The sequence below is a fragment of the Nocardia kruczakiae NBRC 101016 genome (genome assembly GCF_001612965.1).
Lineage (GTDB): Bacteria > Actinomycetota > Actinomycetes > Mycobacteriales > Mycobacteriaceae > Nocardia > Nocardia kruczakiae.
In genome coordinates this window covers 1-24,782 of record NZ_BDBL01000017.1, presented here as the reverse complement: position 1 = coordinate 24,782, position 24,782 = coordinate 1, and the positions used below count along the sequence as shown (strand labels likewise).

Here is a 24,782-nt window from a genome sequence, read left to right as displayed (position 1 = left end):
ACCGGGCGTACGAGCCGGCGCGGTGAACTCACCGCACCGGCCGTGCCGAACAGCTCAGTCCGTACCGCGCGGCGTCGCCACGAAGTCGGCGGGTTCGGGCTGCTGTGTCCGTGTCCAGTATTCGACGACCGGCCACGGGGAGTTGGTCACCACTCGTCCGCTGGAATTGCGGTAGTAGCTGCTCACACCGTCCATGGCGTACACCATGCGGGAGTTCGCCTCGTCGAGTTCTTCGTTGTACCGGTCGTAGGCATCCTGGCGGCATTCCAGGGTCGCCAGGTCGTCGGTGACCAGGCGGCTGATCGCCTCGACGACGTAACGGACCTGCGCCTCACCGATGGTGATGAAGCTTCCGCCCGGCGGATTGGTGTTCGGGCCGTAGAGGAAGAACAGGTTCGGATAGCCCGGCGTGGTGATGCCCAGATGGGCGCGTCCGTTGTCGTCGTCCCAGTGCTCGCGCAGCGCGATGCCGTCACGGCCGCGGATGTCCATCGGGTACAGGTAGCGCTGCTGCTGGAAGCCCGTGCACAAGATCAGCACGTCGATCTCGCGTTCCTCGCCGCCTGCGGTGACGAGCCCGGCCGGCGTCAGCCGCTCGACAGTGTCGGTGAGCAGTTCGACATGCGGCTTCACCAGCGTGGTGAACCAGCCGTTGTCGATCAGCAGCCGCTTGCCGAACGGCGGGTAGGTGGGCAGCGTCTGCTCGCGCAACTGCTCGTGCCCGGCCAGCTGCTGCTCCAGATACTGGGTCAGGTAGGCGCGATACGCGTCGTTGAGCGAGCTGACGAGCTTGCCTTTGGCCTCGCGCTGCGGGTCGACCGGCAGGGCGGCGTAGGTGCGTTCGGTGTAGAGCCAGTACAGCCGGAACCGGTACCAGCCGCGATAGAAGGGAATGTTGTCGTACAGCCAGTGCTTGGAGTGCGGCGAGGGCTGGAAATAGTTCTCGTTGGGCGCGATCCATTGCGGCTGACGCTGTAGCACGACCATGCTCTGCACCTGGTCGGCGATGGCCACGACGAGCTGCATGGCGGCGGCGCCGGTGCCCACGACCGCCACCCGCTTGCCGGTGAGGTCGATGGCCTCGGGCCAGCGCGCCGCATGCACGATCTGGCCGCGGAAATCGTCCGTGCCGGGGAACTGCGGGATATTGGGGGTGCTGTGCAGGCCGGCAGCGGTCACCAGCGCGGTGGCGCGCAGTTCCTGTCGCTCGCCGTCGGGTCCGGTCACCGAGATCACCCACTGCCGGGCCTGGTCGTCCCAGACGGCGTTGTCGACCAGGTGGCGCAGCCGGATCTTGTCGAGCACGCCGGATTCGCGGGCGACATCCTCGAGGTAGTCGAAGATCTCGTCGCGGCGGGCGAAGTTTTCTGTCCAGTTCTTGGGCCGGAACGAGTAGGAGTACAGATCGCTGGGGATGTCGACGCGGGCGCCGGGATAGGTGTTCTCCCACCAGGTGCCGCCGATGCGGTCGTTGCGCTCGAACACGGTGTAGGGGATGCCCGCCTTGTCGAGGTGGATGGCGCAGGCCAGGCCGGAGATGCCCGCGCCGACGATGACGACGCCGAAGCCGGGCCGGTCGTGTTCGATGAGCGCCCCGATGTCGGCGGGTTCGAACGGGGTGAAGCCGAGTTGTTCGGCGATCATGGGGGAGTAGGTCTCGGGGATCGGCTCGCCCATGACGGTGCTCATCAGGCGGGCGAGTTCGTCGCCGGTCGGTGCGGGCCGCGCTATCGGCTTGCCCTTGCTCCAGTCGAGGATTGCGTCGGTGGCCGCCTGGTGGATCTCGGCTTGGATGGCCGGATCGAGTCCGCCCGAGTTCAGTTCCTCGTACCCCTTGGGGGCGGCGGGGACGTAGGGCGCCGACAGCCACTTCTCCTCGCCGGTCAGCTGGTAGATCACCGGCAGCAGGCAGGGAATGTTGCCCGCGGTGACGGCGGCGTGCACGGTGGCGCGGTCGAGATCGGGGTTCGGTGGCATGGTCGGGCTCAAGTCGTGTCCTTCGGGAGTGGATTGGATGGTCAGTCGGTCAGTGAACGCAGGAGTTCGATCGCCGAGAGCCGCTCGGGGTGGGTCGGTGCCATGGGGCTGACGTTGAGCAGACCGACGCCGATCTCGCGGAGCATCGCGATCCGCTCGGCGACATAGGAGGCGGGGCCGATCAGTGAGGTCGCGCGGACGAGTTCGTCGGGGACGGCGGCGGCCGCCGCACGGTGCTTGCCCGCAAGGAACAGCTCCTGGATGGCCTCGGCCTCGGCGACGAATCCGTAGCGTTTGGCGAGGTCGTTGTAGAAGTTGCGGGTCCGTGATCCCATGCCGCCGATGTAGAGGGCCAGTTGGGGGCGGGCCCGGTCGAGCCACGGCGCGGGATCGTCGGTGACGGCGAGGGGAAGGCGCACGATGATGTTCAGCTCGCCCAACTCGGCGGCGCGCCTGGCTTTTCCGCGGGCGAGCGCCGCACCCCACACCGATTCCAGCTTCTCCGGGTGAAAGAAGATGGGCTCCCAGCCCTCGGCGATCTCGGCGGTGAGCTCGACCATCTGCTCGCCCAAGGCGGCGATCGAGACCGGAATCCGATCGCGGACCGGGTGATTGATGAGTTTGAGCGGTTTGCCCAGGCCGGTGCCGCGGTCGGCGGGAAGCGGGATCTGGAAGTGCCTGCCCTGGTGGCGCAGTGCTTCGCGCCGCCAGACGGTGCGGCAGATCTCGATTGTCTCCCTGGTCTTGCCCAGCGCGTGCCCGAAGGGGACGCCGTGAAATCCTTCGACCACCTGCGGTCCGGAGGCACCGATTCCGAGCCGGAATCGCCCCTTCGATACATAGTCGAGGCCCGCCGCGGTCATGGCCAGTGTGGTCGGGGTGCGGGAGTCGATCGGGAGGATGCCGGTGGCGAGTTCGATGCGTGAGGTGCGCGCCGCGAGGTAGCCCAGCTGGCTGACCGCATCGAAGGTGTACGCCTCGCCCATCGTCACCGAGTCGAGGCCGGCGGCCTCGTAGTCGACGATCTGAGTGGCGATCTCGTCGAACGGTGGACCGAAGTCCAGCACCGTGCCGATACGCATGTGCTCTCCTGCTTTCCGCAATTCGCAGCCCTCGCTGCGTGCGATGAGGTTCTGGCCGACCGTGTGACCGGCTTCGGGGGTCACGACAGTCGCCGCTGCGAGTGGGTGTTAATGCTAACTATGGTCACTATAAGTGGTCAATGCTAGTTAAAGGCGACTTTTTGGGCCTAAAGTTATTTGTGAATATGGAGCATTGCCGGGGTCGGTGGTGATGCGCCGGACCGTGGCCGACTCGAACCGCCGTCCTCGGCGGGAGGCTCGTGGTCCTCGAGTTCCGGGTGCGCCGACGCCGCTTGTTTCGACTCGATGAGAAGCTCTCCGCCGACCCTTTCTCGGCAGACGGATGGGCGGAATGCCTGTTCGGGGCGATCGAGTCGGCTGGTGGCGGGCCACCCGCCGCGGGCGGGGGGCGGCGGGTGTGAATGACTGTTTCGGACTGTTATGGCAGAAATTGTACCTCTGGCCTGCATAATCCATCCTTGACATTAGTGGTAACTATGTTACCTTGATCACAACAGTGCCCCTGACCTGGTCTCGAGCCGCCTCGGGGGGTGCTGCGGGGGGCAGGGAAGACCGGATGCGTGGGAGCCACTCGACTGATGAGCGCGCCTCCGGATGGACATCCGCATGAAAGGCATGAAAATGACTGAGACGCTGACCCGTGAGGCAGCTACCGGCAGCGACCGGGTGACCGACTATGTGCAGCGCGCCCGTTCGATCGCGCCGCTGATCAGGCAAGAGGCCGCCGCCATCGAGCGTGACCGCACGATCACCAAGCCGGTCGCGGACGCGCTGGACGAACTGGGACTGCACCGGATGCTGGAGCCCGAGGAACTCGGCGGCGGCGGTCTGCTCCCCAGTGAGGGCATGCGGGTGTACGAAGAGCTCGCCAAGGCCGACGGTTCGACCGGCTGGGCCATGATGGCCAGCACCTGGGGCACCGCCGGCGTGATCGGCCAACTCTCGGCCGAGGTCATGGACGCGTTGCTGGGCAGGGACGAGCCCTTCATCGTCGCGGGTCAGCTCCTCCCGCGGCATCCCGGCGTGCAGGTCGAGGGTGGCTACATCATCGACGGCAACTACTCCTTCGCCAGCGGCTCGGATCACGCGACCTGGATCGGTGCGGGCTTCTACGTCGCCGACGAACAGGGCAGTCCGATCCTGGGCGCCAACGGTCAGCCGCAGGCGCGCATCGCCCTGCTGCCCAAGGATCAGGTCGAGTTCAAGAACAACTGGGACGTCTGGGGGCTGGCGGGCACCGGCAGCCACGACTACACGATCTCGAAGAAGTTCGTGCCCGCGGAGTACACCACGCAGACCTTCGGCGGCACGCCGACTCGCCCCGAGGTCCTGTACAAGCTGGGCAACGAGTTCGTCGGCGGCATCTGCCACGCGCCGATCGTGCTCGGAATCGCCACTCGCGCACTGGAACTGGTAGCGAAGATCACCGACGGCAAGGTGCGTCCCACCTACTCCGTTCCGGTCGGCGAAGCCGACATCTTCCGGCTCGATTTCGCGCGTAAGGAAGCCGACCTGCAGGCCGCCCGCCTGTACTGCTACGACGTCGTCGAGTCGGCCGAGGCCGCGGTGAGCGGCGGGCAGCCGGTGACGCCCGAACAGATCGCCCGCGCGTCGCAGATGCTGTCGTGGGTGCACGAGGTCACCGCCGACATCGTGATGTTCGCGCATCGCTGGGGCGGCAGCCAGAGCATCGCCCGGACCAGCACGTTGGGCCGCTTCGTGCGGGACATGAACGTGGCGACTCAGCACCTGCTCGTCGACCCGAAGATGTTCGTCGATGCCGCCGCGGTCCTGCTTCCGGTCTACGCCGCCGAGGCGTAAACAATCCGAGCCGCCGAGGCGTAAGAATCCCAGCCTCCGAGGCGTGAACATCTGACGAGGCCGGACCCGGTCGCCATACATGACACGGTGGGCATGCCGCGTGAGCGCGGCATGCCCACCGGTCGTGGCCGACGCCTGCGCTGGTCCCGCCGTCGAGCGACGAAGTGCACGAAACAGTTCCCGACCTGCCGTGGGTGGGTCGACAAACGTGAGAGGCACCCACGATGGGCCATTACAAGAGCAATCTCCGCGATGTGGAGTTCAATTTGTTCGAACTGCTCGAACGCGACCGGGTGCTGGGGACCGGGCCGTTCGAGGAAGTCGACGGGGACACCGCGAAGATCGCACTGCGCGAGGTCGACCGCCTCGCCCGCGAGGAGCTCGCCGAGTCCTTCGAAGAGGCGGACCGCCATCCGCCCGTCTTCGACGCCGCCGCGCACACGGTGGCCATCCCGCCCGCGTACACGGCCATGTACAAAACCTGGATGAACGCCGAGTGGTGGCGACTGCGGGTCCTGCCGGAACTCGGCGGGACGAACGCGCCGAGTTCACTCAACTGGGCACTCGCCGAATTCGTGCTCGGCGCCAACCCCACGCTGTGGACCTATGTCGGCTTCCCGACCGCGACCAGGGTCGTGTACCGCAACGGCACCGAACGCGACAAGCGGATCGCACAGATCGCCGCCGAGAAGCAATGGGGCGCGACGATGATGCTCACCGAACCCGACGCCGGTTCCGATGTCGGCGCCGGCCGGACCAAGGCGATCCCGAACGAGGACGGCACCTGGAACCTCGTCGGCGTCAAGCGCTTCATCACCGCGGGCGAGCACGATCTGTCCGACAACATCATCCATCTCGTGCTGGCCCGGCCGGTGGGAGTCGAGGGCGTGGGCGGCCCGGGCACCAAGGGGCTCAGCCTCTTCCTCGCCCCGAAATTCCACTTCGACCTCGAGACCGGTGAGCTCACCGGCGAACGCAACGGCGTCTACGTCACCAATGTCGAGAAGAAGATGGGCGTGAAGGTCTCCGCGACCTGCGAGATGACTCTCGGCGAGAACGATCCGGCCCGCGGCTGGCTGCTCGGCGAGGTGCACGACGGCATCAACCAGATGTTCGAGGTGATCGAGGACGCCCGGATGATGGTCGGTTCCAAGGCAATCGCGACTTTGTCCAGCGGCTACCTCAACGCACTCGACTACGCCAAGATGCGGGTGCAGGGCGCCGATCTGACCCGGTCGTCGGACAAGGCGGCGCCGCGGGTCGTCATCACCCGCCACCCGGACATCCGCCGGTCGCTGCTCACCCAGAAGTCCTACGCCGAAGGGATGCGCTCGCTGGTCCTCTACACCGCCTCCTGGCAGGACGAGATCGCGCTCGCCGCCGCGGCGGGTGAGGACACCGCACTCGCCGAGGCCGTCAACGACTTGCTGCTGCCGGTGGTCAAGGGTTACGGGTCCGAGCGCTCGTGGACGGTGCTGGGCACCGAATGCCTGCAGACTTTCGGCGGATCGGGATACCTGCAGGACTATCCGCTCGAGCAGTACGTGCGCGACGCGAAGATCGACACCGTCTACGAGGGCACGACCGCCATCCAGGCCCAAGACCTGTTCTTCCGCAAGATCGCCAGGAACTCCGGCGTCGCGTTCGGGCATCTCGTCCAGGAGATGTCGTCGTTCGCCGATGATCCGGCCGCAGGCGCCGAGCTGGCGTTCGAACGCGACCTGCTCCTCGAGTCGGTCGGCGCTGTCGGGGCGGTCGTCGAGAAGATGACCGCCGACCTGCTCGCCGCGAACCCGAAGGCCGGCGGCAAGGAGACCGACATCTACAAGGTGGGGCTGAACGCGACACGGCTGCTCTACATCCTGGGCGATGTCCTCGTCGCCTGGCTGCTGCTGCGCGGCGCCGCGATCGCCCTGCGCGCACTCGAGGCCGGCGCCTCGGCCGAGGACACGGCGTTCTACGAGGGCAAGGTCGCCGCGGCGCGGTTCTTCGCCCGCAACGTCCTGCCCGTCACGGCCGCGGAGGCCGCGATCGCCCGCGCCGTGGACGACTCGGTCATGGCCCTCGACGAAGCGGCCTTCTGAGCTGTCCGCCGGGCAGAATATATGCCGGAAACGAACGGCGCGCCCGACTCGAGTCGGGCGCGCCGTTCGTCTGTCCGCCGTGCTACTCGGCGCCCTCGCGCACGATGAACAGCGCGTCGACAGCGAGCAATCCATCGGCGGTGACCAGCAGCGGATTGACGTCCAGCGACTCGAGCCAGCCGTGGCAGGCCGCGGCCAGGCGGCCGAATCCGACCAGCACCTCGGCGAGCCGGTCCAGATGCCACGGCTGCGAACCCCGGTAGCCGTGCATGATCCGCAGCTCGCGGAACTCCTCGATGAGCGCTTCGGCGTCGATGCGGGTCAACGGCGCCGGGCGGCCGCCGACTCGTTCGAGGACCTCGACGAGGATGCCGCCGATGCCCAGCACCACCATCGGCCCGAGTTCACTGCGGCCTTCCACCCCGACGAGCAGCTCACCGCGCGCGGCGGCCATCGGCTGCACGGCAACGATCTCGCCGACATCGTGGCGTGCCGCGATCGCGCGCATGTCGGTCACCGCCCGATCGAGATCCGCCCGCGTGACGTTCAGTGCCACCGCGCCGAGCTCGGTGCGGTGCGGGACGTCGGCGAGCTTCACCGCGTACGGGCCCTCGAACCTCGGTGTGGCCTGCTCGTCCGCACCGACGACGCAGTACGGCGAGGTGGGGATGCCGAACTCCGCCAACAGATCCATGGCCTGGGTGAACGGCAGGAAACGGCGGCCGTCCGCGGTGGCGGGGAACGGCCCGGGCGGGCAGGCGAGCGCCGCCACGGGCTCGGCCTGCGGGCGGGCCGTGGCGCGGTCCCGGACGAACGCGCCCATCGTCTGCAGTCCGCGCAGGGTACCGCGCAGTCCGTAGCCGAGCGCGACACTGCCGTCCGAGCCGATCACTTCCCGGGCGAACGAGCCGACCGGGCCCGCGCCCGCGGCGATCGCGACCGGCTTGCCGAAACGGCGTGCGGCGGTGGCGACCTCGTCGATGAGGCGGCGATAGACCGGGGAGTCGTCGCCCTCACCCCACATGTTGACGAACACGACCGCGTCGAGGTCGGGTGATCCGACATAGCGTCCGACGATGTCGGTCCAGAATGTCGCGCCGAATCCGGTGGTGTCCAGGGGGTTCGGAACGGTGATGCCCGGGATCGTCGAGGCGACCCAGTCGGCGAGGGAGTCCAGCGGCGGCAGGGTGAGCCCTTCGGCCTCGGCGATGTCGAAGGCCAGCGAGGCGAAGCCGCCGGTGCCTGCGACGACGCCCAGTCGCTCGACGGCGTTCCATTTCGCGGGGTCGAGCTGGTCGACGATCGAGAGCCGGTCGATCATTTCCTCGATGTCGTGGGCGAGCTGGATGCCGGCGTGCCGGAATGCGACGTCGTAGGCCCAGGAGTTCCCGGCCAGCGCGCCGGTGTGCGAGGCCGCCATCTGCTGGGTCCGGCGGTTGCGGGCGAGCTTGACCGCGACGATCGGCTTGGCTGCCTCCCGGCAGCGCCGCGCCGCCCGGAAGAACGCCTCGGGCCTGCGGATTCCCTCGACGATCAGACCGATGGCGGTGGTCTGCGGGTCGTCGGCCAGGAAGTCGAGGTAGTCGGCGATGTCGGTGACGGCTTCGTTGCCCGCCGAGATCAGGCGCGAGATGCCCACCCCGGTCCGCCTGCCCGCGGTGATGGCGACGCCGCCGATCATCGCGCCGCTGTGCGAGACGATGGACACCCCGCCCGCCGGCGGGTGGTAGTTCGCCGAGGCGGTCAGATTGAGGCTGCGGGGAACGCTGATGTAGCCCAGGCTGTTCGGGCCCACAACGGCCATGCTGCCGCGCCGTGCCGCGGCGACCAGCCGGCGTTGTAGCTCGCCGCCGTCCGCGCCGACTTCGGAGAAGCCGGCGGCATAGATGATCAGCCCACCACAGTCCAGCGACGCGCATTTCTCGGCCAATGCCACGGTCCGTTCAGCCGACATCACCGAGAGCACAGCGTCGATCGGGCCGGGCACCTCGGAGATCGAGGAGTGGGTCGGTGTGCCGAAGACGGTGGCCGCGCTCGGGTGGACGAAGTGCACCTGTGCGCCACTGTCGAGCGTCGGCCGGATGAAGGGCGCGACCGGGGACTTGTCACTCAGGCCGACGATCGCGATGGTCGACGGGTTAAGTACGCGGTCGAGGGGGGATCTCGGGTGCGGGGCGGGTTCCTGCGTGCGCGCCGAATCGTCGTCCGCTAGGAGGGGCATGACGTGGTCCTTCTGATCGAGTGTCGGGTGTCCGGTCGAGCACCCTGCGATGTCTGTGGCCGGGGGGAGAAGTGACGAGCCGGGCAGATGCTGCCTGCGGTGCGCTCGCGCCGCCCGCGCTGTTCCGCCGGGCGCCGAGCCGCTGCTCGATTGCGTCGAAATCTATCATCGTGAACAGCGGTTATGGTCGCTTTCTGTCGACAAATCGAAAAGATCCTGAGAAACGGGTTCAAAAGTTAATGGTAACTATGTAAGCTCGCTCACATGCTCGGCGAAGAGGTGCGCCGGGATTCGAAGTCAATCCGGAGGATTCATGGCCAGGACCGAGGCACTCGCACGCGCCGAGAAGATGTATCTCGAAGGCTTTCCCGACCCGGCGACGGCGACGATCGAGGATCTGCGCGACGCCTACGACCGACTGCTGCTGCAGTTCCCCCTCCCCGAGGACATCGAGCCGGTGGCAGGTGAAGCAGGTGGCGTCCCCGTCCTGTCGGTCACCGCGAAGGGCGCCGCGCGCGACAAGGTGCTCGTGTGGTTCCACGGCGGCGGCTACTCGATGGGCAGCGCACGCGGTTTCCAGAACCTCGCGCACACGCTCTCGCGTGCTGCCGGCGTGACCGTCGTCGTGCCCGACTACCGGCTCTCGCCCGAGCACGTGTTCCCCGCCGCGCTCGATGACGGCGCCGCCGTGCTGTCGGCACTGGTGGCGGAGTGCGGCGCGGGCAATACCGCGGTCGGCGGCGACTCCGCGGGCGGCGGCCTGGCGTTGGCCGCCCTGACGGTCCTGCGAGACAAGGGCGAAGCGCTGCCCGGCGCGGCGGTCTTCATCTCCCCGCTGCTCGACCTCACCGCCAGCGGAGCGAGCGTGGACGAGTTCGACGGCAAGGACATCGCCGTCTCGCGCGGCTCGATCCTCAACATCAGCGGGGCGTACCTGCAGGGGCGCGACCCGAAGGATCCGCTCGTGTCGCCGCTGTTCGCAGAGCTGGGCGGCCTGCCGCCCGCGCTGTTCATGGTCGGCTCCGGCGAAGTGCTGCTCGACGACTCCCGCCGTGCGGCGGCCTCGATCACCTCTGCCGGCGGGTCGGCCTCGGTGACGCTCTACGACGACATGTGTCACGTGTGGCCGTTGTTCGCCGCGATCCTGCCCGAGGGCGTCCAGGCCGCCGAGGAAGCGGGCGCCTTCATCCGCAAGAACCTCGGGCTCTGAGTCCCGCCCAACCGATCCGCTCGCAGGCGTCGCCTCCCTCGGGCGCGACGCCCGCGGTCAGACTTCCACGCACGAAAGGACGCCCGAGATGTCCGCCCCGCAGACGACCGACCTCACCGCGCAATTCCGAGACGCGATGGCCACGGTGTGCACGCCGGTCGCGGTCGTGACCGCCATGGACGGCGAGCGCCCGCACGGCACGACCGTGAGCGCCTTCGCCTCCCTGTCGATGACGCCGCCCTCCTTGCTGGTATCGCTGGACCAGGGCTCAGAGCTGTTGAGCCTGATCTTGGAGACAGGGATCTTCGGCGTCAATGTCCTCGGCAGCATGCAGTCCGCGCTGGCGGCGCAATTCGCGCGCAAGGGCAAGGACAAGTTCCTCGATGTCGCCTGGCAGGTCGATTGCGGTGTGCCCCGCATCGCGGGCGTGCCGCACTGGGTGGCCGCCGAGGTCATGGACACCACCACGGTCGCCGATCACACGATCGTGTTCGGCCGTGCCCTCGCCGTCGAGAGCCGAACCGTGCCGCCACTGACCTATCACGGCCGAGTGTTCGGCACCCACGCCGCACTGTAGGCGCGGATCGTTTCGACGAAGGACGGCATGCAATGACACACGTGGACAATCCCGCGACCGAGCTCGACCGTGCGGAAGCCCTGAACCGAGCGCGCACGTCGTTCGCCTCGGTGTTCGGCGACGGCAGACTCTCGCTGGCGCAGTTGCGCGGGAACCTCGACGCGATGATGCTCGAACCCGCACTGGCCGAGGATGTTTCGGTGATCGAGTCGACCATCGAGGGCGTCCCGGTGCTGCGGGTCTCGGCCGGGACCGGCATCGGTGACGACGTGCTGGTGTGGTTGCACGGCGGAGGATACGTCATGGGCAGCGCCCACGGGTACCGGCACGCCGCCGCGGCGCTGTCGCGCGCCATGGGCGCGGTGGTGATCGTACCCGACTATCGGCTCGCCCCCGAGTTCCCGTTCCCCGCCGCACTGGACGACGCCACCCGGATTCTGGGCGCGGTCATCGCCGAGTTCGGTGCCGAGCACACCGTTCTCGGCGGTGACTCCGCCGGCGGCGGACTGACCGTTGCCACACTGATCGCGTCACGTGACAGCGGTAGTCCCTTACCCGCGGCTGCGGCTGTGGTCTCGCCGCTCGCGGACTTCACCGTGTCCGGAGTCACTGTCGTCACCAATCGCGCCACCGACCCCGTGATCACCGAACGCGACCTCGGACTACTGGCGGCCACCTATCTCCAGGGCCACGACCGCTCGGATCCTCTCGCCTCTCCGGTTTTCGGCGATCTGGCCGGGCTCCCCCCGATGCTGCTGCTGGCCAGCGACAGCGAGATCCTGCTCCACGACGCCGTGCGCATCCACGAGGCGGTGCAGCGGACCGGCGGATCGAGCACCCTCTCGGTCCACCCCCACACCTGCCACGCCTGGACGCTGTTCACCGACTTCCTGCCGCAGGCGCGGGAAGGCGTGGCCGAGATCGCCGGCTTCTTGCGGAAGGTTTTGCCATGAGCGTGAGCGTCACCGACGACGCCGCGGTGCGGCACATCCTGATCGATCGTCCCGACCGCATGAACGCGGTCGACAAGGACGCCCTGCACCGACTCGCCGACGCGATCGAAAGCGCCGGCGCGGACCCCGACGTGCGGACGATCGTGCTGTCGGGGACAGGTCGAGCCTTCTGCGCCGGTGGCGACCTCGATGTCGAGGAGCCGCTGTCGGTGGAGAACACCGCGAGCACCTCCGACGCCGCGACCCGCTGCATTTCGGCGATCGTCGCTGTGCCCCGCCCGGTCCTCGCCGCGGTGCGCGGCCCGGCAGTGGGCGTGGGCGTATCACTCGCGCTGGCAGCGGATTTCACCGTCGTCCGTTCGGACGCCTTCTTCTCCATGCCGTTCACCTCGATCGGCTTGATGCCCGACGGCGGCGCCACGGCACTGGTCGCGGCCTCTGTCGGACGCGCCGTCGCGATGCGGATGTCGCTGCTCGGCGAGCGCCTGAGCGCGACGGACGCGGCCCGTATGGGCTTGGTGGCGGCGGTGCACGAACCCGATGTCTTCGAAGCGGAACTGGCGAAGCTCACCGCGCGACTGAGCAGGATCTCCATCGAATCTCTCGCCCTGACCAAACTCGCGGTCAACGACTCGAGCCTGACCGAACTCGGCGACGCCTTCGCACGCGAGCGCGCCGGCCAGATCCGGCTGACGACGACGGACAGCTTCCGCGACGCCATCGCGGCATTCACCGCAAAACGCACCCGGCCGGAGACCGGAGAAAGAACTGGGAGTGACCATGTCGGTAGCTGAGATCAAGCCCATGTCCCCGATCGATGCGCGGCAGACCGATCGCGCTCGCGTTGAGCAGGCCGCGGCCGATCTCGCCGCAGGCAGGTCGATCGTGCTGTTCGACCCCACCTGCGGGGAGGCGAATCTGGTCGCCGCCGCCGAATTCGTCACCACCGATTCGGTGGCGTTCATGGTCCACTACACCTCGGGGTTCGTGAAAGTCGCTGTCCCGGAGGAGGACTGCGTCCGGCTGTTGCTTCCGCCGATGTGGCAGTTCGGCGGTTTCGACGCGAGTTCCGTTCCTGCCGTGACGGTGGACGCCGTGGAAGGCACCGGCACCGGCATCTCCGCGGCCGACCGCGCGCGGACGATCAGGACCATCGCCGACCCGCGAACCGTCCCGACCGCCCTGTCCAGGCCGGGACATGTCGCCCCGATCATCGCCCGGCGCGGCGGTAGCGGCGTGGCCGAATCGGTCGTGCAACTGATGCGCGTCGCCGGCCTGCGCCCGATGGCGGCCCTGTGCGAACTGGTCTCCCCGACGGATCCGACCAGGATGGCTGACGAGCAGGAGAGCATCGATTTCGCGCGCGATCACGCGCTGACCTTCGTCTCGGTATTCGATGCGGTGACCTTCACGCATTGATTCCCGGATCCCGAACCGCCGACCGCCGGATGCGGCCGGCGGCACTCGTCCGAGGAGTTTGCCTTGTCTTTTGTCGTGACCCAACCATGCTGTAACGACGCCGCCTGCGTGCAGGTGTGCCCCGTGAGCTGCATCCGCCCCACCCCGGACGACCCGGCCTTCCGCTCCACCGAGATGCTCTACATCGACCCGCAGACCTGCATCGACTGTGGCGCCTGCATGGAGGCATGCCCTGTCGATGCCATCCACCCCGAAGACGAACTGCCCGACGATCAGCTGCGCTATCGCGAGATCAACGCGGACTACTTCCGCCGCACTCCTCTCGACGCGGGGACGCCACCGGCTCCCCAGCCTCCGGTGAAGGTGCCCAAACCCGATTCGCCCCTGCGCGTCGCCGTGGTCGGCTCCGGACCCGCCGGTGTCTACGCCGCGGCCGAGCTGATGGCCCGGATGCCCAGCGGCGGAATCGACATCGAGATGTTCGATCGGCTGCCCACGCCGTGGGGTCTGGTGCGCGCCGGGGTCGCCCCCGATCATCTCGGCACGAAGGCCATCACCGAGGCGTTCCGCCGGATCGCCGCCAAACCCGGATTCCGGTTCCACCTGAATGTCGAGATCGGCCGCGATCTCACCCACGGCGAACTGCTCGCGCACCACCACGCCGTGATCTACGCCGTCGGCGCGCTCGAGGATCGCAAACTCGACATTCCCGGCGCGGACCTGCCCGGCAGCGTGGCCGCCACCGAGTTCGTCGCCTGGTACAACGGCCACCCCGACTACGCGAACCGCGCCTTCGACCTGACCGGTGAGCGCGCGGTGATCGTCGGCAACGGCAACGTCGCCCTCGACGTCGCCCGGCTGCTCGTCTCCGACCCGGACGATCTCGTCCGTAGCGACATGGCCGAGCACGCACTGGAAGCGCTGCGGCAGAGCAATATTCGCGAGGTCGTCGTCCTAGGCCGTCGCGGCGTGGCCCAGGCCGCCTACACCACTCCCGAATTGCTGGCGCTCGGTCGCATTCCGGGAGTCGATGTGGTCGTCGACCCCCGCGAACTCGATCTCGGCGGCGTCGCGGGCGAGGACCGGTCCTTCTCGACCGATCTGAAGACACGAGTCGCCGTCGAATACTCCGACAGCACAACGACTCCGGGCAACAAGCGCATCGTTCTGCGGTACCTCGCTTCACCGGTCCGGCTGCGCGGCGCCGATCGTGTCGAAGGCGTGGAAATCGTCCGCAACGAACTGGTTCGCACCGAGCGCGGCACGCTAGAGGCCCGCCCCACCGGCACGACCGAGATCCTCGACGCCGGCCTGGTCCTGCGCTCGATCGGCTACCGCGGCACAGCGGTGCCGGGTGTGCCCTTCGACGCGGACGCGGGCCGGATTCCCAACATCGACGGCCGGGTCCTCGATCCCGACACCGGCGCGGCCCTAGCCGGCGTTTACACGACCGGCTGGGTCAAACGCGGCCCCTCCGGTGTGATCGGCACCAACAAACGGTGCGCCCAGAACACCGTCGCCGCACTGATCGACGATCTGCTCGCGGATCGCCTGCCGCAGCCGAAGTCCGGCCGCGACCGGGATGCGCTGTTCGTTTTGGTCGTCGAGCGTCGCCCGGAAGTCGTGGACAGGAAGGGCTGGCTGGCCATCGACGCCGCCGAGCGCAAGGGTGGCCGCGACCGCGGCCGTCCCCGCGTCAAGATCACCGATACTGCGGAGATGGTCGAGATTGCCGGAGCCGCGATGCACCCGGCGGGATAGGAGCCCGGTCGAGCAGTGCCGATGATTCTCGGCACTTGCCCGTCCGTTCGTCGCGACGCAATCGGCGCCGCGATCTCGCAGGCCCGATGCCCGGGCCTGAACGGCGATTTCGCCGTAGCGCGGTGGCCCCGTCGTGGACCCCGCGCGACTCGATGCTGTCTGCTCGTCATCCAAAGCAAAGGAGCTTGTGATGTCTGTTCGTAAGTCGTCGGTGGTCTGGACGGTATCGGGGGCCGTGCTGATAGTCGGCGCGGTGATCATCAGGTTCGCGGTGCTGCCCGCCATGACGAAACTGCCGGACGATCTCAGTCAATCGCAGCGGTACGACGGCACGATGCAGGCACTGAACTCGCATGCCTTCGCGGCAGGTGACTTCGCCGCCCTGCTGACTCCGCAGATGCCGATCACCGCCGACCGCAGCCTCACCGTCGACGCGGTAGACGGCGACACCGCCATCGTGACCAGCAACTCCGTGGTCACCCTCCCGGATTCCTCGACCCAGGACGACGTGCACACCTATGCGGTCGACCGCGTCGACTACTCACCCGTCGAACTCACCGACGCACAGAAGGACTCACTGGTCCCGGCCGACAGGCGGACCACCTTCGAGGCGCACAGCGGTCTCACCTTCAGCTGGCCGATGGACCCGGCCGCAACCGACACCATGCTCTACGATCCGGTGACCCGCACCGCCCAGCAGGCGACCTTCGTCGACGAAAGCGAAGTGCAGGGCCGGAAGGTCTACAACTACCGCGTCGACGCCGCGGGCCCGATCGGCAACCCGGCGCTGCTCGCCCGCTTCCAGGGCTTCCCGGCGCAACTGCCCAAGGCCATGGTCGAGGGACTGCTGCAGGCCGGAGTCGTCCCGGAGAAGTCACGCGAGGCCCTCACGGCGGCACTGCCTTCGCTGCCAGACCCGGTCGCCATCGGATTCGGCAGCATTAACGGGATCGCTGCCGCCGTCGACACGGAGTTCGGCGCGCCGCTGAAGGTCGAGCAGACCCAGGGCACGTATGTCACCGTCTCCGCCGACGGCCGCGACATTCCGGCCCTGCCGCTGTCGATCGTGAGCATTCACACCGCCGAGAACGAGGTGGTCGCCAGCGCGAACACCCTCACGAAGAACTCGACGATGCTGTTGATCCTCGGCGTGTGGCTGCCGGTGGCCATGGTAATGATCGGCATCGCGCTCCTGTCGCTCGGCATCGTCCGGCGCCGGGCCGCCTGAGCTGGACGACGAAGCCGGTCCGCCTTTCAAGAGGCGGCACCGGCTTCGGTCGTGCCAGATGTGGGCTACGCGCGGCCGCGCCTCCCGCTCACGGAGTCGGCACCGGTGGTGACGGCGCGAACGTGACCGGCAGTTCGGCGAGCGTGCGATGCATCGGCCCGAGGCTGCAGATGTATGTCTGGCCTCGGCATCTGCCTGTGTCGCATTGAGTTTTCTCAGCTCAGCACGGTTCGCGTACCGGCCCATTGGGCCTGGTCTGCGAGGTCAAGGCGCAACCCAGCGTGACCCGCGACTGTGGGAACAAGGTGGTGCAATCCGATGCCGTCGCGCGACCGGGAACCCCGCCACAGATGCAGGCCGCACTGCAGAAGAACCCCGGCATGTTCCAGATCATCGGCGACCCGCCCTTCTGCGCCGGCAGCCTCGAGGCATTGAGCACGCTCAAAGCCAGCCAGCCCGAACTCGTTCCCGGACAGACCAAGATCAGATCAATGGCGGACCGATCAATCATTGAGTGTCCCAATGCATCCCAGGCTTGGGCAATCACGAAATGCGAGCCAGAACCAGCATTGGATCGGCATTGACAGGAGCAAGATGTGGGAGTCTGAGATCGTGGACGAGGCGATGGAGCGCACCTAGCCTGACGGGGCTGCTGCACGATCGGGTGATTCGTTATGCGGCCTGAACGGTCGCTGGGGTCATGATTGTCTCGTACTCGATCGGGGTCGATCGCCCGAGTCGAGTCTGGCGGCGTCGGCGGTGGTAGGTGCGTTCGATCCAGGTGACGATCGCGATCGGTAGTTGTTCACGGGTGTCCCACCGCTGCCGGTCCAGCACGTTGCGTTGTAGCAGGCTGAAGAAGCTTTCCATAGCGGCGTTATCCCCGGCCGCGCCGACGCGGCCCATGGAGCCGACCATGCGATGACGGTTGAGGGCGTGGACGAATCGCCTCGAGCGAAATTGAGATCCGCGGTCGGTGTGCAACACGCAACCGGCCACATCACCTCGTCGGGCAACAGCATTGTTCACCGCGGTCACCGCCAGCCGGGACTTCATCCGTGAATCAATCGAGTAGCCGACGATCCGGTTGGAAACACGTCCTTGACCGCGCACATGTAGAGCTTGCCTTCACCGGTCCGATGTTCGGTAATATCGCTGAGCCACAAACAATTTGGGTTATCGGCCCTGAAGTTCCGCTGCACCAGGTCGTCGTGGACAGGCGGCCCGGGTTTGCCGTTCTTACCGCGACGCGGATTGGCGAACACGCTCCACCACCGGTTGTTCGAACAGATCCGCCACGCGGTCCGCTCAGCCATCGCTTCTCCTGCCTCGCGGGCCTCATCGGCCAGGAACCGATACCCGAACTCAGGGTCGTCGCGGTGCGCGTCGAACAACGCGTTGGCCCGATACCCTTGCGCGACCTCGCCGGCGGTCACCGGTTCGGCCAGCCAGCGGTAGTAGGGTTGGCGAGCGAGCTGCAGTACCCGGCACGTCACCGCCACAGGAATCCCCTCGGCGGCAAGCTCTTTCACGATCGGGTAGAGCCTTTTCCCGGTAACTGCGCCTGCGACAGATACGCCGCGGCCCGCCGCAACACCTCGTTCTCCTGCTCCAGCAACCGAATACGACGCCGCGCATCACGCAACTCAGCCGACTCGCTGCGCGTGGTTCCGGGCTTGTTCCCCTCGTCAACGTCGGCTTGACGCATCCATTTCTACAACGTCATCGCATGGATCCCGAAATCTGCCGCGATCTGATCCAGCGTGACCCCGTCGTCGCGGTTGCGAGCCACTCGGACGACGTCGTCGCGGAACTCTTTCGGATACGGCTTGGGCACAGTGACATCCTCTCAGGCCCACCTCCCGGCAAGCCATCTCAATTGTCCCTATCTGTGCAGCAGCCCCGATCGCCGGCGACCGTGTTGACGCGCTTGCAGGACTTGGCAGAGGCCACCGAAGCGGATGAACTTCTGATCAAGACCGACCTCTACCACCCGCGCGACCGACGCGAGTCGTTCAAGCTGCTGGCCGACGACCTTCTCGCGCACAGTCACAGGCAAACCCCGTAGCAGGTCCAGCCAGCGGATCGTCTGCCTCCAGTTCACTACTCCGCCCTCGCTTCCGGCCCGCTCGGGTTCGGGCTCTGTGGGTCCTCTGTGAAGTCGGCAGGGGAGTGGTAGTTCTCGGGGCGGGTGCCCTGTCGGTGCGTCGGATCGCTCCGCCGCCGAGCAGGTCCAGCCGAGTGAACGCAGCCCGGTCGGCCTAGGTATCAATCATTCGCCGATATTGACGCTCTAGATCGATGTCTTATCGGCGCATCGGCGCGTTCGCCGGATCCGGCGCCGATTCGCGCTCGACGTACTGCGCGTTCACTTGCATACGGTGCTGTGAAACCAACCGGACGCTTGCAAACAACGCGTGGCAGCTACAGCCGCATTCGTGACGTGACGGGGGATAAAAATCTTTGGGCATCGAATTTGCAGGTTCTTCGGAGCTGATCTGATAACGGCGAGGGTGGCAATAACGCGAGTCCGGATTGCCATCCAGGAAGCGTGGAAAAGGTGCGGCAATCGCGCGTATCCTTCTTCACGCGGCATTGTTTGGAGTCTTTTGTGTGAGTTTGTATCTCCGGTGGCTATGTGTAATGTCTCAGCTCGGGCCCAGGGGGAGCTCCAAGTTGACCAAGGTAGGAATGTCCTCGGAGGGAGGTGATCATCTGTGATTCTGACTTTTGTCGTAAATCTGCTGCACTCGCTGCTCGGTATTGTGCTGTGATTGCAATCCGGTCGCTTTACCTCCCCGATATGCGGCCGGTCTTTTCTCTGCCCGTAAAGGCGTTGGTCGCTCCTTTCTGTGAGGATGCACGCTGTGGCGGGCTTGCTCAGGGGCGATCCACCCCTGAGTGATGCGAATGGTCAATTCGCTAGAATGGGGTGCGGTGTCAGAATCCGGCGATTTACCAGCACTGCATTCTGTTCTGCCTATCTCTGAATTTCTTATCGGAGCTTTCGGCTCCGGCAGGTAATTCGGTGGTTGATGGAGTCTTGTTCATGAGATTCCTATTATGTCGGACGCGGGTGGTGACTTGGCATGCATACCGCCCGCGTCCGAATAAATCGGGTAATTATAGACTCGGGGCATTGATGAAGAGAGTGGACGGCGCCGTGACCGCTTGGTGCCGTATTCTCGGACTGACCCCATACTTGACCATCATCGAGGACTCGACCTCAAACGCCGTCTGCAAACATCGAGAGCGCGTGGCGCCCGCTACCGAACCCGCGATTAGCCATGGCGGCTCCCCGATTCTCGGTGGCATATGCATACTTGCCAAGTCCGTGCCTTGGGTTTCTTGAGATGTGGGCCTACAAGTTTCCAACGCGGAGATCTTCGCATGGGCCGAAAGCATCGACGGCCTCCAACTCCTCATTGATTGAAGCCGCAAAGCCGCCGCCCGCATCTGCACCGTGACCGCCGCGACTGTCCCCAGGTGGTGCGCTCGACAGATGGTGTCGACCGAAGCGCATCCACACCGTTACCCCCATTATCGCGATGTGCACCTCGGCCTGAACGCAGAACAGGCAGCACGGATGCAGGTTGAATGGCCCGTCCGCCGGCTATGCCGATCGCGTGTGCCCCGACTGACCAATTCATTGTGGGCGTTGTGCGGAGCCCGGTCACGAGTTCTCGCGTGAGGTGCGCTCGGTCCGGGACGGGAACGGAATCACGGTAGAGTTCGCCGTCTTGCGCCCGACACCGCCGAGCAGTAGCCGTTTCTCGATGCATCGGGGCTCGAGTGTAGGCCCCATAGGCCACCAGTCGTCCAGTTCGACGAGTCCGGGGGCGAGTATGTCCAAATCGCCGAACAGCGAGGCGATTTCGTCCCTGGTGCGGTACCAGCCGGACCCCAAGCCCGACGTTATGAACCGGTGTTGAAGTTGGACGGCCATTTCGTGCGCCGCGGATCCGTCGGCGGGGTCCCAGAAATGGGTGGTCGCAACATAGGAACCGACCGGAATCGCGTCGATGTATCGGCGCATGACTCCGGCAGGGTCGACGTCGGCGTCTACGTGGTGGAGAACGCCGCACAGGATAAGAGCGAGGGGACGACTCGGATCGAGATGTGCGGCGATCTCGGGATGGGCCAGCAAGGTCTGTGGCTGGGTCAGGTCGGCCGACACGAAATGAGTGTGTTCGTTGCTCTGGAGCAGGGCTCGGCCGTGGAGGGTGCACAGCGGATCGTTGTCGACGTACACCACCTGTGCGGTGGGATTGTGCTGCTGCGCGATTTCGTGGGTGTTGCAGACGGTCGGGAGGCCGGCACCGAGGTCGAGGAACTGGTCGATGCCGACGGAACCGGTGAGGTAACGGACCACTCGGTGCAGCCATTGCCGGTTCATCCACGCCACGTCACGTTGGCGCGGTGCGATTTCAGCGACCTTGTCGCGCACGAAACGATCGACTTCGTAGTTGTCCTTGCCGCCCAGAGTCGCGTCATACACGCGAGCGATGCTTGCCCGCGACATGTCCAGCCCTACTGGGCTGCGTACCCGTGTCGCCGGGGCGTTTTGGGACGGGTCCGGCATGAAGACCTCTCTGGACTGCGAAACCGACTGAGTAGTGCGCATGTATTTGCCGCAATTCATAAGTGTGCCAGGAGGTTCAGGGACCCGATACGGTTTCGTCGGATGCCGGCAGGACCTGGGGCGGTAGGCCGGATGAAGACCGGTTCTTCTCAACGGCTGAACCGGTCTCCGGGAGCCGGTGCGCGCGGGCTGGGAGCGGTGTCGACGCCGGATGAAGTCCTTCAGATCGTGGCGACCGCAGCCGTCGTCGGCGCGACGCTGACCGGAACCCGCGCAGTTTCTTGATATTGCAGTCGGGACAAAGTGCAGCCGGTGCTGAGGAAATCGAGTCGGAGCGCCGTGCCACCGAGCATGCGGGCGATAATGTCGGCTTGTGAGTAATAGCGGCGCAACGGCCTGGTGATTTCGGTACTGATTTCACCGTTGAGCTGACGGCACGTGTGCATTGCCTCCGGCAGCGCTTCGCCGACCCAGTACGTCAGCACTGCGAGGTCGGTGTCCAGGCTTTCGCAATGCTCGGGACCGTCGTTCTCCTGCGCGAGCGCCCGATTCACCGACAACGTGGCCGAGTGCAACGCACGGGAGGTCAGATAGACATCGGCAATGTGCTGTGAGGCTGCTCGGTACCGTGCGGAGGAACGTCCGAGCTGATGCCGTATACGGAGGTGTTCGGCGGTCCGCATCAGTACACCTTTCAACAGGCCGTCTGCTACCGAACCGATGGCGGCCAGGGCCAATCGATTCAACGGTGGGATACCGTCCGGAAGAAGTTGCTCCGTTGGTATGGGTACGTTGTCCAAGTACAGCGAAAATTCCGGGAGTCCGCTGGGGGATATGTTTCGGATGCGGCCGATGCCCGGCGCTTCCGCATCCACCACAGCGAGACCGGAATCGGTCGGCACCAGAATCCACCGTGCCATGTTCGCGTAAAGCACGTGGACCTTATGGCCGCTTATTCGCACCGTGTTGCCATCGGTGACCGCGATGGTCTCCGGCCCTTTCGAGAACGGTGCCCCAGGTTCGTTGAGTGCTGCCGTGAGTACCGCTCCCTTGGCGACAGCTGGAAAGATCTTCTCCGCCAACATATCCGGCGCGGTTCGTAGCAGAGGAAGGACCCCGAAACCGAGGGTCGGTAGTACGGGCACCTCCACGGCGTCGGTTGCCAACTCCGTCAGCATCGCCGCTACTTCCAGCACGCCACCGCCGTCTCCGTCGTACCGCGGCGGCAGAGGAGTCGACAGAAGTCCGCTGTCGACTAGGGCAGACCAGAGCGCGATATCGCGTGTGCTCTCGCGTTCCAGCAATCGTACGACGATTTCAGCGACCGCATCCTGGTTCTCGTCCATGGTGAAATCCAATACAAAGCTCCCGATCGAGGTATGGGCATATGTACTTAGCTGTCGGGTATTTCGGAAAAATGGAACCGGGATAGTTCTATTTGTGGCCGAGGGGCGGAAGGATTACCTGTTCCGGAACCGGCCTCGAGAGGTGTGAGTGCGGGTGAGCGTCCGAATCGCATCACTGATCTTCCAGCGGCAACAAACGGCGTATATGCCAGCCGAAAGTTTCGCAACCAAGGTGCTGAGCTGATCGGCGGGCGAGTATCGCTTCATTAGACGGCATGCGAAGGAGTGGCACAGTCGAGTAGCGCGATATTTGCGCCCCGAAATTGAAGGTTTGGCTTATGTCACGCGTAGGGTGTCGTCCTTCACGCAGGATGACATGCGGGTTTGCGACGACGGGCCCTGCGAAACCGATTGTTCGTTGACTGCATCGGGCTCTATACCGGGTTGGTCGTTGTTTCGAAAACTATTCGAATCTACGTTCTGATCATTTCTCCGTCTTCGTCCGGTTCGATAGAGGTGATATTTTCTCGAATCGTACAGGAAACCTCGCCTTTGTGGTGTAATTCGGCGGATCGGTTGTTGATTTCGGTCGGAGCAGGCATGTCGTCCTCTTGGGGACTTGATTTCGCGGCCGTTGCTGGGGCCTGTGGACGGCGTAAGTGGTTTCGGATGGCGGTCGAAATTCTGGCGACGAGGATGAGACCGATCAAAAAGAGCAGCCAATTCAGTCGACTGTTCGATCGGTCGCTCACGTGGAGAGCAGGGGCGCTGGGGGGCATGGGCTGTGTCGTCGTGACTGGGAGGTCGGCCGGCGACGAGGGGGTGGTGACGGGGATCTTGTCCGATGGCCTTGCCGGCAACGCCGGAGGCGAGGCAGTCGGGGTCGTCGGTACCGAGATCGAGGGTGGGGCAGTGTCGAGCGGTCCGTGAGTTCGACGGGAGAAACGGGGGGCGGCAAGGTCGCGAGCCACGGCAGCGAACCAGTCGGCGAGCACTTCGGTGCTGGAGCGGACGCTCATGCCGGCGGTTGCGTAGGCGCCGTGTTGGTGGACGGTGTCGGCATAGCGGAGCCACGTGCGCAGGTCGAGCAACTCGGCGTTGTCGGCACCGAGCCGACCGACGGCATCGAAGATCTGAGTCAGTAGCTGGAAGGCTTCGGGCTGTGCCGGCGGATGGTGCCCGGCGGAGGCGACGTCTTGGGCGAGGCGGGTGAGCCCCGCTAGCGGGTCGGCTGAGGCAGCGGTCGCGACCTCGGAAAACTCGGAGGCGGACAACGTGAGTGCAGTCCCGGTGATGGCGAGAAGTGTGTTGAACGCGGCGGTCGCAAGTTTCAGCAGCGCTTCGCGAGACTCCGGATCCGCGAGGACGCGTGGATCGGCGGCTTCGGCGAGCCGGATACTGAGTGTCTTTTCCGGTGTCAACGACAGAGTTCCGAGCGAATAGCCGTGCAGGTCCTCACTCACCACCGCTGCCAGCGTTTTCGTGAGTGTCGCCTGGATGGTGCCCGCGATGGAGAACAGTGTCGCCACCGGGTCGTCGGGGTTGAATTCGACCTGTCCGGCGATCGTCGCGATCATATGAAGTAGCGGTGAATCGGCGGGTGCGTCACAAGCCAGATCTCCGGGTAGGCACAGCGAGGCCACCCGCCCGGTGAGCGCTCCGAAATTCTCTGTGATGTCTCGGATCGGGCCGATGCCGCCACCCGGCGGAGTTGGTAGTAGAAACCGCGGCAACTCGGCCACTTCCGTCCCGGCGGTGTCGGGCGCCGGATCCGGCCGATCTTTACCCGGGACGCCAGGAAACACTGGTGCGGCACGGCCACGGGTGGGGTCCGCGAGTAGTGCCACTGCGGCTACCTGATCCGGCCGAATCGCGCCGGCGCCGGTCCCGACCTCCTGGGCGAACATCGAAACAACGTGCGCCCCTTGGGAATAACCGATCAGTGCCAGTTGGGTATGCGAGCATCGGCCGACGATCTCGCGTGCCATCGACTGCAGGCGGTCGAGACCCTCGGCCGCCGAGTACGAATACGGCGTAGGCCCGCCGGGCACCATGCCGCCGAACGAAGCCATGTACGGGACATACGCGTGCCCTGCCCCCTGTGGCCCCACCCTGGACAGAAATGGGACAAGCACTGCCGAAAGCATGCCGTCATCGACGGAAACCGGTGCATCCGGCGATGATTCGCCTGTCCCTTGGACCCCGAGGACATACAGGGGAGGACACTGCGGCCCATCGGGCGATAGCCCATCGTCGGGTTGCGCCGCTGCTGACCCGGCTGCCGTAACGACAGCTGCAGCGAATACGCTCGACATCCCTCGCAACAGTGCCGAGCGCATCGGTCGTGCGTGCACCTTCGACATCATGGACGAATCTCCCGGATGGAATTCTGTGTGTGCAGCCGAGTGCGGTCTCTCCCGTGGACTGCTGGGTGTTCGAACAGTGCAATGGGTGTTTCAGAGCGGCGGGACACAGTTCCGCCGTCCGGGACCTCGTATTT

Annotated in this window: 17 protein-coding genes and 1 pseudogene; 11 read left to right on the top strand and 7 right to left on the bottom strand. The window is 65.9% G+C overall.

Annotation, left to right across the window (positions count from 1 at the left end; all coding sequences use genetic code 11):
- Window positions 1-54: 54 nt before the first annotated feature.
- Both NK1_RS14030 and NK1_RS14025 read right to left on the bottom strand, forming a co-directional pair.
- Window positions 55-1,989: a flavin-containing monooxygenase gene (locus NK1_RS14030; protein ID WP_157104264.1), complete on the bottom strand. Its 1,935-nt coding sequence runs from the start codon at window positions 1,987-1,989 to the stop codon at window positions 55-57.
- 29 nt (window positions 1,990-2,018) lie between these two features.
- Window positions 2,019-3,059 carry an LLM class F420-dependent oxidoreductase gene (locus NK1_RS14025; protein ID WP_063009066.1) on the bottom strand — a complete coding sequence of 347 codons (1,041 nt, stop codon included), beginning with the start codon at window positions 3,057-3,059 and terminating at the stop codon, window positions 2,019-2,021.
- A 642-nt stretch (window positions 3,060-3,701) separates the two neighbouring features.
- Here NK1_RS14025 and NK1_RS14020 point away from each other — a divergent pair.
- The gene (locus NK1_RS14020) at window positions 3,702-4,901 is read left to right on the top strand and encodes an acyl-CoA dehydrogenase family protein (RefSeq protein WP_063009065.1); all 1,200 of its coding nucleotides are present in this window, start codon (window positions 3,702-3,704) and stop codon (window positions 4,899-4,901) included.
- A gap of 224 nt (window positions 4,902-5,125) precedes the next feature.
- Entirely contained in the window at window positions 5,126-6,985 is a 1,860-nt protein-coding gene (locus tag NK1_RS14015) for an acyl-CoA dehydrogenase (RefSeq protein WP_063008965.1), read from the top strand.
- A gap of 82 nt (window positions 6,986-7,067) precedes the next feature.
- On the opposite strand, the gene NK1_RS14010 is transcribed toward NK1_RS14015, so the two are convergent.
- Window positions 7,068-9,206, bottom strand: a complete 2,139-nt coding sequence (locus NK1_RS14010; protein WP_063008964.1) for an acetate--CoA ligase family protein — start codon at window positions 9,204-9,206, stop codon at window positions 7,068-7,070.
- 313 nt (window positions 9,207-9,519) lie between these two features.
- Here NK1_RS14010 and NK1_RS14005 point away from each other — a divergent pair, with 313 nt between their 5' ends.
- From NK1_RS14005 to NK1_RS34510, 8 genes are all read left to right on the top strand, one after another.
- Complete coding sequence (locus NK1_RS14005) at window positions 9,520-10,416, top strand: alpha/beta hydrolase fold domain-containing protein (protein WP_063008963.1); 897 nt, start codon at window positions 9,520-9,522, stop codon at window positions 10,414-10,416.
- A gap of 88 nt (window positions 10,417-10,504) precedes the next feature.
- Window positions 10,505-10,993, top strand: a complete 489-nt coding sequence (locus NK1_RS14000; RefSeq protein WP_063008962.1) for a flavin reductase family protein — start codon at window positions 10,505-10,507, stop codon at window positions 10,991-10,993.
- A gap of 32 nt (window positions 10,994-11,025) precedes the next feature.
- Entirely contained in the window at window positions 11,026-11,946 is a 921-nt protein-coding gene (locus NK1_RS13995; protein ID WP_063008961.1) for an alpha/beta hydrolase, read from the top strand.
- Window positions 11,943-12,740 carry an enoyl-CoA hydratase-related protein gene (locus NK1_RS13990; RefSeq protein WP_063008960.1) on the top strand — a complete coding sequence of 266 codons (798 nt, stop codon included), beginning with the start codon at window positions 11,943-11,945 and terminating at the stop codon, window positions 12,738-12,740. Before NK1_RS13995 ends, NK1_RS13990 begins: the two co-directional genes overlap by 4 nt.
- Window positions 12,727-13,365 carry a 3,4-dihydroxy-2-butanone-4-phosphate synthase gene (locus NK1_RS13985; protein ID WP_084460907.1) on the top strand — a complete coding sequence of 213 codons (639 nt, stop codon included), beginning with the start codon at window positions 12,727-12,729 and terminating at the stop codon, window positions 13,363-13,365. The genes NK1_RS13990 and NK1_RS13985 overlap by 14 nt, the downstream gene beginning before the upstream one ends.
- A 63-nt stretch (window positions 13,366-13,428) precedes the next feature.
- Complete coding sequence (locus tag NK1_RS13980; protein WP_063008958.1) at window positions 13,429-15,126, top strand: FAD-dependent oxidoreductase; 1,698 nt, start codon at window positions 13,429-13,431, stop codon at window positions 15,124-15,126.
- 190 nt (window positions 15,127-15,316) lie between these two features.
- Entirely contained in the window at window positions 15,317-16,354 is a 1,038-nt protein-coding gene (locus NK1_RS13975) for a porin PorA family protein (protein WP_157104263.1), read from the top strand.
- Between the two features lie 350 nt (window positions 16,355-16,704).
- Window positions 16,705-16,938 carry a hypothetical protein gene (locus NK1_RS34510; protein WP_157104262.1) on the top strand — a complete coding sequence of 78 codons (234 nt, stop codon included), beginning with the start codon at window positions 16,705-16,707 and terminating at the stop codon, window positions 16,936-16,938.
- Window positions 16,939-17,026: 88 nt separating this feature from the next.
- Here NK1_RS34510 and NK1_RS13970 read toward each other — a convergent pair.
- Window positions 17,027-18,191: pseudogene (locus NK1_RS13970) on the bottom strand (IS3 family transposase).
- Here NK1_RS13970 and NK1_RS35000 point away from each other — a divergent pair.
- Window positions 18,084-18,422, top strand: coding sequence for a hypothetical protein (locus tag NK1_RS35000; protein ID WP_063008956.1), 339 nt, complete (start codon window positions 18,084-18,086; stop codon window positions 18,420-18,422). The pseudogene NK1_RS13970 and the gene NK1_RS35000 sit on opposite strands and share 108 nt — an antisense overlap.
- A gap of 1,605 nt (window positions 18,423-20,027) precedes the next feature.
- On the opposite strand, the gene NK1_RS13960 is transcribed toward NK1_RS35000, so the two are convergent.
- The 3 genes from NK1_RS13960 to NK1_RS13950 all read right to left on the bottom strand — a co-directional run bounded on the left by NK1_RS13960 (window position 20,028) and on the right by NK1_RS13950 (window position 24,429).
- The gene (locus NK1_RS13960) at window positions 20,028-20,876 is read right to left on the bottom strand and encodes an SAM-dependent methyltransferase (protein ID WP_281189155.1); all 849 of its coding nucleotides are present in this window, start codon (window positions 20,874-20,876) and stop codon (window positions 20,028-20,030) included.
- 281 nt (window positions 20,877-21,157) lie between these two features.
- Entirely contained in the window at window positions 21,158-22,282 is a 1,125-nt protein-coding gene (locus NK1_RS13955; RefSeq protein WP_245660491.1) for an acyl-CoA dehydrogenase family protein, read from the bottom strand.
- Between the two features lie 473 nt (window positions 22,283-22,755).
- Window positions 22,756-24,429 (bottom strand): cutinase family protein, encoded by a 1,674-nt coding sequence (locus NK1_RS13950; protein WP_281189154.1) that lies wholly within the window; start codon window positions 24,427-24,429, stop codon window positions 22,756-22,758.
- Window positions 24,430-24,782: the final 353 nt, after the last annotated feature.